We start from the raw sequence: 14,180 nt of genomic DNA on the forward strand, positions 1-14,180 counted from the left end.
CGATGGTGGGCACGCCGCCCTCCGCCAGTCGCTGCACTCGGATGTTGTCGGGCGGCGCACCCACCATCGGTGCTGCGAACAGCTTTTACGCACTCAAACATGAGCATGCCATCTTGGTGTTGGATGGCAAATGCTTTTCTGCGCCAACAATTTGCTAACCAACATCTCTTGGAAACCGGCACGAGTGGGTGTGCGGGCCGACGACGTTGGAGCGCAGCGACCGGAGGAGGCTTGCATACCCCGAGGTGGCGGTTTCAGACGGGGAGTCCATACCCAGCACGCAACAACGCAACTGAAAAACCTACACGAGCGGGTGTGCGGGCCGACAACATCCGAGCGCAGCGACTGGAGGAGGCTTGCATACCTCGAGATGGCGGTTTCAGAGGGGGAGTTCAGGGCAAAGCATTTCCTGAGATGGCGATTTAAAAGGGAAGTTCAAAGCCACTCATCGCCTGAGATGACTGTTTACGAGGAGAAGTTCTTGGGTACTCGAACCACCAAGCAAAGTTGTGGAATTGCCATTTAAGCGCCATAATAAGAGCCAATTAAGGAGTCAAATATGGATGCCATTTATGCCGACCTCATGATCAGCATGTCTGAGTTCAAAAAGAATCCGGCGGCCGTGCTGCGCGAGGCCAAGAGCCGCCCGGTGGCGGTGCTGAACCACAACAAGGCCGCGTTTTACATGGTTGAGCCCGCTTTGTTCGAGGCCATGCTGGAGGAGTTGTCAGACCAAGAGTTGGGCCGCACGGTGTTGGCCCGCTTGGGGGAGCGGGCCAATGCCATCGAGGTCGACATAGATGCCATCTAAGGCTGCGCAAGCCAACGATCCAGCGCGCCCACACAAATACCGCTTGCAGTTTGTCCCCAGCGCATGGGCAGAATGGCAAAAGCTGGATGGCTCGGTCAAAGAGCCATTGCGCAAATTGCTGAAAAAGCGCTTGGACAACCCGCATGTCCCCGGCGCGGCGCTTCGTGGTGCACTGGCCGGGCATTACAAGATCAAGCTCAACAAACAAGGCTATAGGTTGGTCTATGGCGTGCAGGATGATGTTCTCATCGTCATGGTGATGGCGGTGGACAGAAGGGAAGACAGCGTGGTCTACCAATCGGCCGTGCAACGGGTCACAGAAAAGATGGCAGAGCTGGTCAAGGCCGTGCAAAAGCGAGCGAAGTCATGACCCTTGTCAGATTTCAACTTCTTTCGCGTTAACGGTTGCGTCCTTCGCGATGGCGGTTGATGGGGCGCCGGTCCGCTGAGCCCGCCCCGCCGGTGGGCACGTCGCCCTCCGCCAGTCGCTGCGCTCGGATGTTGTCGGGCGGTGCATCCACCATCGGTGCTGCGAACCCAAGCGGCGCAAGCGATGCGGTGGTGTGCGCATGCCAGGTTTAAATGGAAAGCGCGTTTGCGCGCCAACAAGCTGTCAATCAACACCTCATTGAAACCGCCACGAGCGGGTGTGCGGGCTGACGACGTTGGAGCGCAGCGACCGGAGGAGGCTTGCTTACCCCGTGATGGCGGTTTCAGAGGGGGAGTCCATACCCAGCACGCAACAACGCAACTGAAAAACCGACACGAGTGGGTGTGAGGGCGGACGACGTTGGAGCGCAGCGACCGGAGGAGGGCTGCATACCCCGAGATGGCGGTTTACGAGGGGGAGTTCAGGGCAACTCATAACCCGAGATGGCGGTTCACGAGGGGAAGTCCAAGCCAGCACAAAGAGCGACAATGCGCGCCAATCACCACAAGGAAAACCGAATGGACTTGGGACTCAAAGGCGAGCATGTTTTGATCACGGGGGGCAGTCAAGGCATTGGCTTTGCCTGCGCCCAGGCGTTTGTGGCCCAAGGTGCGCGGGTCACCTTGGTGGCGCGCAACAGCGAGACCTTGGCCAAGGCCCGCGACCAACTCATTTCTGAGGGCGCCAGCGCCGATCAGGTGCACACCGTGGCCGCCGATTTGCGCGATGCCAACGCCGCTTTGCAAGCTTTGGACCAAGCCGAGTCTGTGGCCGGGCCAGTCCAGGTGCTGGTCAACAGCGCCGGTGCGGCGCAGCGCGTGCCGGTGGACGACCTCACCCCCCAGGCTTGGCACGACGCCATGCAGGCCAAATTTTTCAGCTATGTGCACATGACCGACCCGTGCATCAAGCGCATGGGCCAGCGCGGCAAAGGCAACATCGTCAACATCATTGGCAATGGCGGCAAAGTGGCCGGCCCCACCCACTTGGCTGGCGGCGCGGCCAATGCGGCTTTGATGTTGGCCACCACCGGTTGGGCCAATGCTTATGCCCGGCGTGGTGTGCGGGTGAATGGCATCAACCCGGGTCAAACTTTGACCGGCCGCTTGCAGGGACGCATACACAACTTGGCGCAGCAAGAAAACATCAGCCTCGCGCAAGCCCGTGAGCGCGCCAGCGCTGAGCTGCCCATGGGGCGGTTTTCCGAGTCGCACGAGATTGCCAGCATGGTGGTCTTTTTGTGCGCCGCTCAGTCCAGTTACGTCACCGGGGCCATGGTCTCGATGGACGGTGCCCTGACCCCTGTCATTTGAATTCGATGGAGTGAATAGATGTCGAAAATTTTGGTCATCAACCCCAACAGCACCCAAGCGGTCACCGACCACATCAGCTTGGCCTTGCAACCCTTTCGCTTTGAAGGTGGCCCCCAACTCGATTGCCAAACCCTGCGCAGCGGCCCACCCGGCATTGAAAGCCAAGCGCATGTGGACAGCATCAGCGACAAGCTGTTGCGCTGGTTGGAAGAAAACCCGGCTTATCGCGAGATTGATGCTTGGGTGTTGGCTTGTTTTTCAGACCCGGGCTTGTTTGCCATGCGCGAGGTTTTGCCGTGCCCCGTGATCGGTTGCGCCGAAGCGTCTTATCACGCAGCCAGTGCCATGGCCGATAAGTTTGGGGTTATCTCCATCCTGGCGCGGGCCGTGCCCCGCCATTTGCGCCAAATCCGCCTGCTGGGCTTGGACCACAAGTTGGCGCGCGACTTGCCCATCGAGGTCAATGTGGTCAATTTGGGCGACGAGTCGCTGACCTTCACCCGCATGCGCGATGTGGGCCAACGGCTGGTGCACGAGCACGGCGCGGGCGTGGTCATCATGGGCTGCGCTGGCATGGCGCGCTACCGCCAGCGTTTGGAAGATTTCTTAAAGGTGCCGGTCATCGACCCCACCCAAGCCGGTGTGGCCTTGGCCATGGGCCGGGTGCTGGCCCAGCAAGCCTTGGGCTGAGGTAGCGGGCGGCAAGGCCTTCAACTCACCACCGATGGTGAGGCTGACTCAGCGCACGGCTGAGCTTTTGTGCTCCAAGCGGCTGAGCAAGCGCACCACCGGCCACAGCAGCACCAGGTACATCAGCGCGGCCAGCACGATCGGGGTGGGGTTGTAGGTCAGGGCCTGGGCTTGGCGTGCGTTGTTGAGCAGTTCGGGCAAGGCCACCACGCTGGCCAAGGCGGTGAGTTTGATCACCTCCAAGGTGTTGCTGATCAACTCAGGCAGCACATTGCGCGTGGCTTGCGGGATGACCACATGCCACAGCGCTTGGGCGCGGTTCAAACCCGTAGAGCGCGCCGCCTCCATTTGGCCGCGGGGCACGCTCTCCAGGCCTGCGCGAAACACCTCGCCGTAGTAGCTCGAGGTGTTGAGCAAAAAGCCCAAGGCCACCGCGGCAAATTTGGGCAGGTCGATGCCCAAAAACGGGACGCCAAAGTAAATCAAGATCAAAAGCACCAGGGGCGGAAAGGCACGAAAGAAGTCCACATACACCACCGTGGTCCAGCGCAACCAGCGCGGGCCTTGGTTGCCGGCCAAGGCCACCGCCAAACCGCCGGCCAAGCCCAGCGGCACCACGGTGAGCGACAGCAGCAGCGTCATCCACAGGCCTTGCAGCAAAAACGGCCACACCTTTTCGATGATGTCGGGGTTGAAGAAAACGTTGATCAGGTTGTCCATGGCTCAACGCTTCCAGGTGAAGCGCGTTTCAACCCAGCGCCCCAACACCACAAAGGGAATGAACAAAATCAAATACGCCACCGCGCCCATCACCAGCGGTGTGGCGTTGCCGGCCTCGCTCGACGCGGATGAGGACACATTCAGCACCTCGTGCAGCGCCACCACCGAGCCCAGGGCCGTGCCCTTGGTGATGGCAATGGTGCGGTTGGTCAACGGCGGCACGGTCATGCGAACGGCTTGCGGCAAGATCACATGGACCAAGGTTCCCCAAGGCCCCAAGCCCGTGGAGCGGGCGGCCTCCCATTGGCCCTTGGGAATGGCCAGCATACCGGCCCAAAAAATTTCTTCGGTGAATGCCGCCAGCACCAAGGACAGCGCCAACCAAGTGGCGGTGAAAGCACTCATCGACAGCTCGATGTAGGGAAAGGCAAAGAACAACAAAATGATCACCACCAGCGGTGGCAGGGCGCGAAAAATATCAGCAAAAGCAATGATGAAGGCATTGACCAGCTTTACATGCTGGATGCGCAGCACCGCCAAGGCCAAGCCCAGCACCAAGCCGGTGGCAATGACGCACAACCCCAGACCAATGGTGAGCAACATGCCATCAAGAATGGGCGCGACATAGCGTGCCGCCACCTCGGCATTGAAAAAGCTCGATATAAAACGGTCCAACGAGGACAGGGGCGCGGTGCTGTTCATGCGCTCTAGCGTTGGCCCAGTGAGGCTAAAAATTCGCGCAAACGCGGGTGCTGGGGGGTGTCAAAAATCGTCTGGGGGCTGCCCTCTTCAACAATGTGGCCTTGGTCCATGAACACCACATGGTCGGCCGCAGCGCGGGCAAAGCCCATTTCATGGCTGACCACCACCATGGTCATGCCCGACTCGCGCAGCTCGCGCATCACCTTCAACACGCTGCCCACCAACTCGGGGTCGAGGGCACTGGTGGGCTCGTCAAACAACAAAATTTTGGGCTTGAGCGCCAACGAGCGGGCAATGCCCACGCGCTGCTGCTGACCGCCCGAGAGCTGGCCGGGAAAGGCATCGGCCTTGTCGGTCAAGCCCACCCGGGCCAAAGCTTCCAGGCCCACGGTTTCGGCCTGGGCTTTGCTCATTTTTTGCACCTTGCGCAAGGCCAGAGTGACATTGCCCAGCGCGGTCATGTGCGGGTACAGGTTGAACGACTGAAACACCATGCCCACTTGCTGGCGCAAATCATTGAGGTTGACGCCAGACAGGGTGATGTCTTTGCCGTCGACCATCACCGCCCCCGACTCCGGAACCTCGAGCAAATTGCAGCAGCGCAGCAAGGTGCTTTTGCCCGAGCCCGAGGGCCCGATGATGAACACCAGCTTGCCCGTGGGCACGCTGAGGTTCACCCCATGCAGCACGGCCAGGGGGCCGTAAGCCTTGCGCAGCTCGCGCAACTCCAGGGCTGGTCTCATGCCCAGCCCTGCTCAAACATCTCCGCGCGCATCAAGAGCATTGCGGCGTGTTTGGGGTGGGGTCGTAGCCGGGCATGCCCACCACGCCGTGTCCTGGAGAGACCTTGACCGCAGCTGAATCGGCGGCGGGCTTGCTGCCAAACCACTTCTCATGCAGGCGTGCGTAAGTGCCGTCCATCTTCATGCACTTGACGGCATTGGAGAGCACGGCGCGGCCAGCCCTGTCGTCCAGGCGCAAAGGAATGGCCCAGACCAAACCGGTTTTGATGGTGTAGGTGGTTTTGACCAGTGGGTTTTGCTTGGCGGCCCAGGCCACGACGGTGTTGCCGGCCAAATTGGCTTGGGCACGGCCCGACAAAACGGCTTGCACCGCATCGGCATTGGTGTCGTAAATGTCGTACTTGAAGCCGAACTTGCCCATGTTCTCTTTGGCCCAGGTTTCATAAGCCGAACCTTTATTCACCGAAATGGTTTTGCCTTTGAGCTCATCGAGGTTGTTGATTTCAGCGTCAGACTTTTTCACCAAAAACTGGAAATCGGTGTCCAGGTATCCCTCGGTGAACAGCATTTGCTCGGCACGCTGGGGGGTCACGGTGGTGGGGGCGGCGATCCAGTCGTATTTTTTGGCGTTCAAGCCGGGGATCAGGCCCGAGAACTGGGTGCCTTCGATGTTGACGGGGCGCTTGAGGCGTTTGCCAATTTCCATCGCCATGTCGACGTTGAAGCCTTCAATGCCGCCGCCCAGTTTGGGCATGGCATGGGGCGCAAAAGTGGCGTCGACGGCGGTTTGGATGGTTTGCGCCATGGCGGCACCGCTGAACGCGGCGGACAAGGCCAGGGCCAGTCCAGTGAGTTTGGTTTTCATGCAGACACTCCTTTTGTGGTTAAAAAAATAAAACGATCAGCCCAGCGGCTTGCCCGCACCCACGCGGTCAACGATGAGTTGGTAGTGCTCGGGGCGGCGGTGCTTGGCAAAGTTGAACACGTGCTGGCGGAAGGTGTCGCCCAAGGCCAGATCGCAGTTGTGGAAAATGAGTTCATCTTCTTCGCTGGCGCTTTGTGCCACCACCTCGCCGGTGGGCGAGACAATGGCCGAGCCCGCAATCATGTGAAAGCCGTCTTCGGCGCCGCACTTGGCCGCAGCACCCACCCACAAGGCGTTTTCGTGCGCATGGGCTTGCAGCAGCAACAGGTGGTGGAACATGCGCAGGTGCGGCGGCTCGTTCCAGTGGATGTTGTGCGAAGGCGTGTTGTAGCCCAGCACCACCACCTCGGCGCTTTGCAAGCCCATGACGCGAAAGGTCTCGGGCCAGCGCCGGTCGTTGCAAATGCACATGCCCATGCGGGTGTCCATGGTGTCCCACACCTTGAAGCCTTCGTTGCCCACTTGGAAATATTTTTTCTCCAGGTGTTGAAACGGCGCGGCCGGTTTGTGGTCGTCGTGGCCGGGCAGGTGCACCTTGCGGTAGCGACCGACGATGTGGCCTTGGCGGTCCACGATGATGGATGTGTTGAAGCGCTCGCGCTCAGGGGTCAGTTCGGCATAGCCCAGGTAAAAGCCAATGCCATATTGGCGTGCCAAATCAAACAGCGGTTGCACATCGGCATTGGGCATTGCCGCTTCAAAGTAGCGGTCGATCTCGGCCTCGTCGGTCATCCAGTAGCGCGGGAAAAACGTGGTCAGCGCCAGCTCGGGAAACACCACAAAGTGGGCGTGGCGGGCGTGGGCTTCTTTGAGCAGCTCGACCAAGCGGGCCACCACGGCGGCTTTGCTGTCGCGCAAATGGATGGGACCGAGTTGGGCAACAGCCAGGGGGAAAGGGCGTTTCATGACAATTTGGGCAGCAAAGATTTGAGAAAACCCGCCGAGCCGGTGCTGGCGGGGGCGTTGACCAAGGGGCCGGGCTTGCCACGGGCAATGAACTCGCCGCTGCCACGGGCCACTTGCAATTCATTGTGCGCGATCACCACCCGCCCACGGTTGATCACCGTGGTCGGCCAGCCGGTGAGGCTTTTGCCTTCGTAAGGGGTGTAGCCCACCCGGTCGTGCAGCATGTGGGTGCTGACCTGGGTTTGGCGCAGCGGGTCCCAGATGGCGATGTCGGCGTCCAAGCCCACCGCGATGCGGCCTTTGCGGTGCGCCAGACCATACATCTGTGCATGGTCGGTGGACGTCAGGGCGACAAACTTCTCCAGGGACATGCGACCGGTGTGCACCCCTTCGGAGTACAGCAGCGGCATGCGCAGCTCGATGCCGGGCACGCCATTGGCCATGTCTTTGAACGTGGTCTTTTCGCCTTTGGGCAGCTTGCCCGATTCGTCGTATCGGTAAGGTGCGTGGTCGGAGCTGAACACCTGAAACGTGCCGTCCAGCAAACCGGCCCACACCGCTTCTTGCGAGGCGGCATCGCGCGGTGGCGGGCTGCAGCAAAACATGGCGCCTTCCAGGCCCGGGCGGTCAATGTCGTCTGCGGTGAGGAACAAATACTGCGGGCAGGTCTCGGCAAAAATGCGCGCCCCCAGGGTTTGGGCATGGCGGATGTGGCGCACCGCTTCGATGCCCGACACATGCACGATCAACACCGGCACATCGAGCAAGCGCGACAGCGCAATCACCCGGTGGGTGGCTTCGCTCTCGGCCAGCGGGTCGTGCGACACCGCATGGAACTTGGGCGCCACATGGCCGTTGTCGAGCAGCCGCTGGGCGATCCATTTGATGATGTCGTTGTTTTCGGCATGCACCATCACCAAAGCGCCTTCGCGCCCGGCGGTGTGCAGCACATCCAGCATTTGCCCGTCATCGAGCTTGAGCTTGTCGTAGGTGGTGTAGACCTTGAACGAGGTGTAGCCCTTGCGGATCAAATCGGGCAGGTCGTGTTGCAAGGCCTGGGGCGTGGGGTCGGAGACGATCAGGTGAAAGCTGTAGTCGATCACCGCTTTGGGGCCGGCACAGGCGTGGTAATCGCTCACCACTTTGGGGAGCGCCATGCCCCGATGTTGTGCGGCAAACGGGATGATGGTGGTGTTGCCCCCAAAAGCGGCCGCCACCGTGGCCGAGTCAAAGTCGTCAGCGGTCATCACCCCGTTGCTGGAGATTTGCTCCACATGGCAATGGCTGTCGATGCCGCCGGGCAACACCCAATGGCCGCTGGCGTCGATGTCTTGGCGGCCCGCGGGCAAGCTGGGTGCCAGGGTGTGGATGAGGCCGTCGCGCACACCGATGTCGGCGCGCATGCGCCCATCGGCATTCACCACGGTGCCATTTCGGATGGTCAAGTCAAATTCTGTCAAAACAAACCTTTGAGATGCAAATGGAAAAAGAAATCATTGTGGGTCCAGCGCCAACGGCACAGCCAAGCGTCGTGTTCCATGCATCCATTGTGTGCGTAAGCATGAATCGGGCCTGCGAGCGTCGCACGGGCTTGGGGCGTTTGACGCCGCTCACAGCGGTGGCAGTTTGGCGCGTGGGTCGTGGCGCGCCAGTCGGGTGAGCAAATACTCCACTTCTTGGCGGGCGGTGGCGCTGAGCATGGCTGCGGGTTTGCGTTGCGCGTCGCTGGTCAGCAAACCGCGCCGCTGCATCACGTATTTGCGCACCGCCAAGCCAGCGCCCTGTTGCTGCTCATAGCGCAGCAAGGGCAGGTGGGCGTCAAACAAGTCATGGGCTTGATCGCGCTGTCCTGCTTGAGACAAGCGCACCACGTCACACAGCATGTCGGGGAAGCAATAGCCGGTGTTGGCGCCATCGGCACCGCGCGACATTTCAAAGTCCAGAAACAAGCCGCCATTGCCGCACAAGATGGCGATGTGGCGCATGCTTTTATCCGCTTCAAAACGGCGCAAGGTGCTGATTTTTTCCAGCCCCGGCCAGTCTTCGTGTTTGAGCATCACGATGGAGGGAATTTCTTGCACCATGGTGCGGATCACACTGGGGCTCATTTGCACCGCAAACGACAGCGGGTAGTCTTGCACCACGATGGGCACATCTGGGCCCAGTGCATCGGCCGCTTGCCGGTAATAGTTGATCACTTGGTCGTCGGTGCGCAAGGTGTTGGGTGGGCCAATCATCACGGCGGCGGCACCGGCCGCCATCACCTCTTGGGTCAGCGCATGCATGGAGGCAAAGCCCGGCGAAGACACGCCCACAATCACCGGCAAGCTGGGCGCACGGCGGATCATTTGGGTGGTGATGGCCACGCTCTCGCTGTGCGACAACTTGGGCGCTTCGCCCATTTGCCCGAGCACCGTCACGCCAGTGGCGCCACAGGCCACATAAAAATCGGTCAACCGGTCCATCGACGCCGTGTCAATGCGGCCATCGGGGTGAAAGGCCGTGGGGGCAATGGGAAAAACGCCTTGAGCGGCAGGGGTCAACAACATGATGGCTCCATCAAACAGGTCTGTAAATCAGTATAGCCACAGCCCCACGCCTGAATTCTGCGGGCGGGTGGGCATATAAGATGCATCCAGGAGAAACCCAAAATGCTCAAAACCCACGGACGCTACGACTATTCGGCCATTTCGCGCCGCCCCGATTACAGCTGGCCTGGCGGCAAACGCCTGGCGGTGCACATTGCCTTGAATGTGGAGCACTTTGCCTTTGGCGAAGGTCTGGGTAATGACTACGCGGTGCCACACCCCCAGCCCAATACCCGCAGCTTTGCCTGGCGCGACTATGGCAACCGGGTTGGGGCTTGGCGTTTGCTGGAATTGGCCGATGCCCTCCAGTTGCCTTTTGGCCTGCTCACCAACACCGAGTTGTACGACTACTGCCCCGAGATGGTCCAGGCCTTCAGCGCGCGCGGCGACGAAATCGTGGGCCATGGCCGCACCAACAGCGAGCGACAAGCCGACATGGCCTACGACCAAGAGCGTGCCTGCATCCAAGAGGCATCGCAAAAAATATTCGACCACGAAGGCGCGCGCCCCAAGGGTTGGTTGGCGCCCTATATTTCGCAATCCGTCGACTCCTTGGACCTGCTCAAAGAGGCCGGGTTTCGCTACATGATGGATTGGTCGCTGGACGACCAACCGGTGTGGTTTCGCACCCAGCATGGCCCTATCTTGTCGGTGCCGTATGCCCACGACTTGAACGACTCGTTGGAATGCGTGTCGCGGCGCACCCCGTCGCAATTGTTTTGCGACAGCCTGATCGATCAATTTGACGAAATGCTGCACGAGTCCGAGCGCCGCCCCTTGGTGATGCCCATCGTGCTGCACAGCTTCATCATGGGCCAACCCTACCGCGTGCGCCAATTGCGCCGGGTGTTTGAGCACATCTTGAAGCACCGCGATCAGATTTGGCTCACTCGCCCGGGCGATATTTGCACCCACATCGAGTCTTTGCCCGCCGGCACCGTGCCGGGCGCGCCATGAGCGGCGCCCAGCGTGGCGACGCCTCCGCCGCCCACTTGGGCGCGGCCGAAGCCGCGCGGCGCATCGCCCGGGGTGAGCTCAGCGCCCAAGTTTTGGCTGAGGCCTGTGTGGCCCGCGCCACGGCGCGAGAGCCGCAGCTGCATGCTTGGGCCCACTTGTCGCCAGACGCGGTGATCGCCCAAGCGCGTGCGCTGGATACCCAAACCACGCCCAAAGGTGTGCTGCATGGGGTGCCGGTGGCGGTCAAAGACATCTTGGACACCGCCGACCTGCCCAGCCGCTATGGCTCGCCGATTTATGCCGAGCACCAACCGCTGGCCGATGCCGCGTGTGTGGCCCTGACCCGCGCCGCTGGTGGCCTGGTGATGGGCAAAACCCACACCACCGAATTCGCCAACATCCACCCAACCATCACGGTCAATCCACACCGCGCAGGCCACACGCCGGGCGGGTCTTCCAGCGGGTCGGCCGCTGCTGTGGCCGACTTTCAAGTGCCCTTGGCCTTTGCCACCCAAACCGCAGGCTCGACCATTCGCCCCGCCGCATTTTGTGGCGTGGTGGGCTACAAGCCCAGTTTCAACCGCATCAACCGCGCCGGGTTGAAGTTCTCATCCGAGTCGCTCGACACCATTGGCTTGTTGGCGCGCCATGTGGAAGATGTGGCTTTGTGGGCCCAGGCCTTGATCGGCCAAGCCCCTGCCACCGTGCCGGCTGCGCCACTGCGCGTGGGTTTGCACCGCACCCCCCTATGGGGCCAAGCCAGCGACAGCGCCCAGCAGGCCTTGCTGGACGCCGCCCAGCGTTTGAAAACGGCTGGCGCCAGCGTCAGCGATGTCTCCTTGGCGGGCGACTTCACCACCTTGTACGAAGCCCAAGGCGTGGTCATGCGCTACGAGGCCGCCCGCGCCACCGCCTGGGAAATGGCACACCGACGCAGCCAATTGAGCCGTGATTTATGGCTGCGCTTGGAGCAGGGCATGGCCACGCCGCACAGCCAATACCTGGAGGCACAGGCCTTGACCCGCCATTGCAGCGCCCAGCTGGAGGCCACCTGGCAACACTGCGATGTGCTGCTCAGTTTGAGCGCGCCGGGCGAAGCCCCAGAGGGTTTGCACAGCACCGGCGACTCGGTGTTCAACCGCAACTGGACGTTGCTGGGCTTGCCCTGTGTGCACCTGCCCACCGCGGCGGGACCGCAAGGTTTGCCTTTGGGGGTGACGTTGATTGGCCCGCTGGGCAGCGACGTGGCCTTGTTGGGTGCCGCCCTGTGGGCCGAGTCGGTGTTGGTGCCGCACTACCCCCTGCGCGACCACCTGCGCTGAAAACGCCCGGGCTTACAACCGGCCTTGGCTGCGGATGGCGGCCAAGTACTCGGGGCTGCCCTCGGCGACAAACTGATCGCGGGTGGTGACATAGCGGTCGGCATACAAGCGGCCCACCGGGAAATAGCGGTCCATGTTGACGCGCAAGGTCTGCGGCTCGAACACCCCTTCATGGCTGTGCAGCCACACCACTTGGCCAATGATGAGTTGGCGCAGCGGGCTGATGTCGATGGTTTGGTACAGCTTGCACTCGAGCGCCACCGGCGACTCGGCAATGCGCGGCGCTGCCACCGCGCGCGAGGGCAGGGTGGTGAAGCCCACGGCGGTAGCCTCGCTCTCGTCACTGGGAAAGTCGCGCGAACACGCGTGCATGCGCTCGGCCGTGGCCTCGTCCACCAGGTTGACCACAAACTCGCGCTGCAAGGCGATGTTGTGCGCGGTGTCTTTGGCCGCGCCGCCGGGCTTGCGCTCGATGCTCAAAATCAAAATCGGCGGGTCGTCGCCCATCAGGTTGAAAAAGCTGAAAGGCGCGGCATTCACCACGCCCGCCTCGTTCAAACTGGTGACCAAGGCGATGGGGCGTGGCACCACCACACTCACCAGCAGTTTGTAGCACTGGCTCGGGGCCATGGCGGAGAAGTCAAATTCCATGGGCGGGCTTTCGGTTCAGGGGAGTTGGGCGGCTTGCTCGAGTTGCCACAGTTGTTGCAGCAAGGCGCGGGCCTTGGCGTCGCCAATCACCGGTGCGGCCAGTTCGATGAATTTGCTGTCCAAATCGGCATCGGTCAGCGGGTCTTCGGGGTCGCCCTTGCGGTTGGGCTGGAAGAACACATCCTCGCGCCCATCCCGCGTGACCAAGCGCACCCGCGCCGCGCGTTGCCCAGGAAAGCCCGCGTCGATTTGCGCGTCTGCGCGCAGGCTCAGGCGCTGCATCAAACCACGCACTTGCGCGTCGGCCAAACGCTCGGGGGTGAAGGCGGCCAAGCGCACGCTGCCATGCACCAAGGCGCTGGCCACCACAAAAGGCAAGCTAAAGCGCGCTTCGGCGGCGGTTTGTGGGTTGGGGTTGCCTGCCACATCCAGCGCGGGCTGATAGGTTTCGATGTGCACCTCGGCCAAATCTTCGGCGGCGACCCCCATGCGCTGTTGCAAGGCCAGCGCGCCGTCAATGGCGGCAAAGGTGTGGCCACAGCAGGCATGGTTTTTAAAGGTCATGTGTTGGATGTTGAACACCTGCCCCAAGTCGCCCAGCATGGGCAGCCAGTTGGGGCCACTGCCCATGGCCACGCCCATGCCGGCCTCGCCCTCCAGAATGTCCAAAGAGCCGGTCACACCAGCGCGCGCGGCTTGCGCGGCCAACACTCCGGCCTCGGCGGCGCGGCCCGCGTGCAGGGGCTTGGACATCGAGTCCATGCGAAAGGCTTGTTGCAAACCGGCGGCAAAGGTGCCCACCGTGGCCATCGCGTGGGCATAGGCGCTGGGTGGCAAACGGTACAAGGTCGCGGCCGCAGCGGCCGCGCCAAAGCTGCCCACGGTGCCGGTGTTGTGCCAATGTTTGTAGTGGGCGCGGCCCAAGGTGGCGCCAATGCGGGTGGATATTTCGTAGCCCGCCACCACCGCGCGCAGCAAATCCAGGCCCGAGGCATTGGTTTCTTGGGCCACCGCCCAGGCGGCAGCGATGGTGGGCGCACCCGGGTGGTAAATGGCTTCGCGGTAAATGTCATCAAACTCCACCGTGTGGGCGGCGGTGCCGTTGATCAGCGCGGCCGTGCGGGTGGATGCGGCGCGGCCCAGCGCCAAGCGGGCGCGGCCATGGTCCAAGTCGTCGGCCAAGGCCTGCTCGAGCAAGGTGGGCGGTTCGCACACCGCACCGGGCAACAGGGCGGCATACCAGTCGATGACGGCGCGCTTGGCATGGTGCAGCACCGCCGGGGACAGCGGCGCGGTGGACAACTGAGCGCCATAAGCGGCCAGCGATTCGATGATGGTCATGGCAAGGGTGGGGCCGTTGAGGTGTTGTGCGTTGTCTGGCGGGCGGTGGCCGGCCAGGGCCAGGTTTCAGGGCACAGCTTA

Annotated in this window: 15 protein-coding genes; 6 read left to right on the top strand and 9 right to left on the bottom strand. The window is 61.9% G+C overall.

Going from position 1 to position 14,180, the window contains the following annotated elements; genetic code table 11:
• The first annotated feature begins 559 nt into the window (after positions 1 to 559).
• The 4 genes from AC8GFZ_RS16365 (at position 560) to AC8GFZ_RS16380 (ending at position 3,244) form a co-directional block, all read left to right on the top strand.
• Positions 560 to 811, top strand: coding sequence for a type II toxin-antitoxin system Phd/YefM family antitoxin (locus AC8GFZ_RS16365; protein ID WP_506645990.1), 252 nt, complete (start codon positions 560 to 562; stop codon positions 809 to 811).
• Positions 801 to 1,181 carry a type II toxin-antitoxin system RelE family toxin gene (locus tag AC8GFZ_RS16370; protein ID WP_506645991.1) on the top strand — a complete coding sequence of 127 codons (381 nt, stop codon included), beginning with the start codon at positions 801 to 803 and terminating at the stop codon, positions 1,179 to 1,181. The genes AC8GFZ_RS16365 and AC8GFZ_RS16370 overlap by 11 nt, the downstream gene beginning before the upstream one ends.
• 578 nt (positions 1,182 to 1,759) lie before the next feature.
• A complete protein-coding gene (locus AC8GFZ_RS16375) occupies positions 1,760 to 2,554 on the top strand; it encodes an SDR family NAD(P)-dependent oxidoreductase (RefSeq protein ID WP_506645992.1) in 795 nt (264 codons plus the stop codon).
• An 18-nt stretch (positions 2,555 to 2,572) separates the two neighbouring features.
• Entirely contained in the window at positions 2,573 to 3,244 is a 672-nt protein-coding gene (locus AC8GFZ_RS16380; RefSeq protein WP_506645993.1) for an aspartate/glutamate racemase family protein, read from the top strand.
• Between the two features lie 48 nt (positions 3,245 to 3,292).
• Here AC8GFZ_RS16380 and AC8GFZ_RS16385 read toward each other — a convergent pair whose 3' ends face one another.
• From AC8GFZ_RS16385 to AC8GFZ_RS16415, 7 genes are all read right to left on the bottom strand, one after another.
• Entirely contained in the window at positions 3,293 to 3,964 is a 672-nt protein-coding gene (locus tag AC8GFZ_RS16385; RefSeq protein ID WP_506645994.1) for an amino acid ABC transporter permease, read from the bottom strand.
• A 3-nt stretch (positions 3,965 to 3,967) separates the two neighbouring features.
• On the bottom strand, positions 3,968 to 4,666 hold the full coding sequence (locus AC8GFZ_RS16390; RefSeq protein ID WP_506645995.1) for an amino acid ABC transporter permease: 699 nt from the start codon (positions 4,664 to 4,666) through the stop codon (positions 3,968 to 3,970).
• 5 nt (positions 4,667 to 4,671) lie between these two features.
• A complete protein-coding gene (locus tag AC8GFZ_RS16395) occupies positions 4,672 to 5,409 on the bottom strand; it encodes an amino acid ABC transporter ATP-binding protein (protein ID WP_506645996.1) in 738 nt (245 codons plus the stop codon).
• A gap of 31 nt (positions 5,410 to 5,440) precedes the next feature.
• On the bottom strand, positions 5,441 to 6,274 hold the full coding sequence (locus tag AC8GFZ_RS16400) for a transporter substrate-binding domain-containing protein (RefSeq protein WP_506645997.1): 834 nt from the start codon (positions 6,272 to 6,274) through the stop codon (positions 5,441 to 5,443).
• A 36-nt stretch (positions 6,275 to 6,310) separates the two neighbouring features.
• Positions 6,311 to 7,240 (bottom strand): N-carbamoyl-D-amino-acid hydrolase, encoded by a 930-nt coding sequence (locus AC8GFZ_RS16405; RefSeq protein ID WP_506645998.1) that lies wholly within the window; start codon positions 7,238 to 7,240, stop codon positions 6,311 to 6,313.
• Positions 7,237 to 8,685, bottom strand: a complete 1,449-nt coding sequence (gene hydA / locus AC8GFZ_RS16410) for a dihydropyrimidinase (RefSeq protein ID WP_506645999.1) — start codon at positions 8,683 to 8,685, stop codon at positions 7,237 to 7,239. Before hydA ends, AC8GFZ_RS16405 begins: the two co-directional genes overlap by 4 nt.
• 165 nt (positions 8,686 to 8,850) lie before the next feature.
• The gene (locus AC8GFZ_RS16415; RefSeq protein ID WP_506646000.1) at positions 8,851 to 9,789 is read right to left on the bottom strand and encodes a dihydrodipicolinate synthase family protein; all 939 of its coding nucleotides are present in this window, start codon (positions 9,787 to 9,789) and stop codon (positions 8,851 to 8,853) included.
• A gap of 102 nt (positions 9,790 to 9,891) precedes the next feature.
• Between AC8GFZ_RS16415 and AC8GFZ_RS16420 the strand changes: the two genes are divergently transcribed.
• Positions 9,892 to 10,785: a polysaccharide deacetylase family protein gene (locus AC8GFZ_RS16420; RefSeq protein ID WP_506646001.1), complete on the top strand. Its 894-nt coding sequence runs from the start codon at positions 9,892 to 9,894 to the stop codon at positions 10,783 to 10,785.
• Positions 10,782 to 12,107 carry an amidase gene (locus AC8GFZ_RS16425; protein ID WP_506646002.1) on the top strand — a complete coding sequence of 442 codons (1,326 nt, stop codon included), beginning with the start codon at positions 10,782 to 10,784 and terminating at the stop codon, positions 12,105 to 12,107. The genes AC8GFZ_RS16420 and AC8GFZ_RS16425 overlap by 4 nt, the downstream gene beginning before the upstream one ends.
• 12 nt (positions 12,108 to 12,119) lie before the next feature.
• Here the strand turns inward: AC8GFZ_RS16425 and AC8GFZ_RS16430 are convergent, their stop codons facing one another.
• Positions 12,120 to 12,758 (bottom strand): flavin reductase family protein, encoded by a 639-nt coding sequence (locus tag AC8GFZ_RS16430; protein ID WP_506646003.1) that lies wholly within the window; start codon positions 12,756 to 12,758, stop codon positions 12,120 to 12,122.
• Positions 12,759 to 12,773: 15 nt separating this feature from the next.
• Entirely contained in the window at positions 12,774 to 14,099 is a 1,326-nt protein-coding gene (locus AC8GFZ_RS16435) for an MmgE/PrpD family protein (RefSeq protein ID WP_506646004.1), read from the bottom strand.
• Positions 14,100 to 14,180 lie beyond the last annotated feature (81 nt).

The sequence above is a fragment of the Limnohabitans rimovensis (SeqCode) genome (assembly GCF_965234775.1).
In the GTDB taxonomy this organism is placed as follows: domain Bacteria; phylum Pseudomonadota; class Gammaproteobacteria; order Burkholderiales; family Burkholderiaceae_C; genus Limnohabitans; species Limnohabitans rimovensis.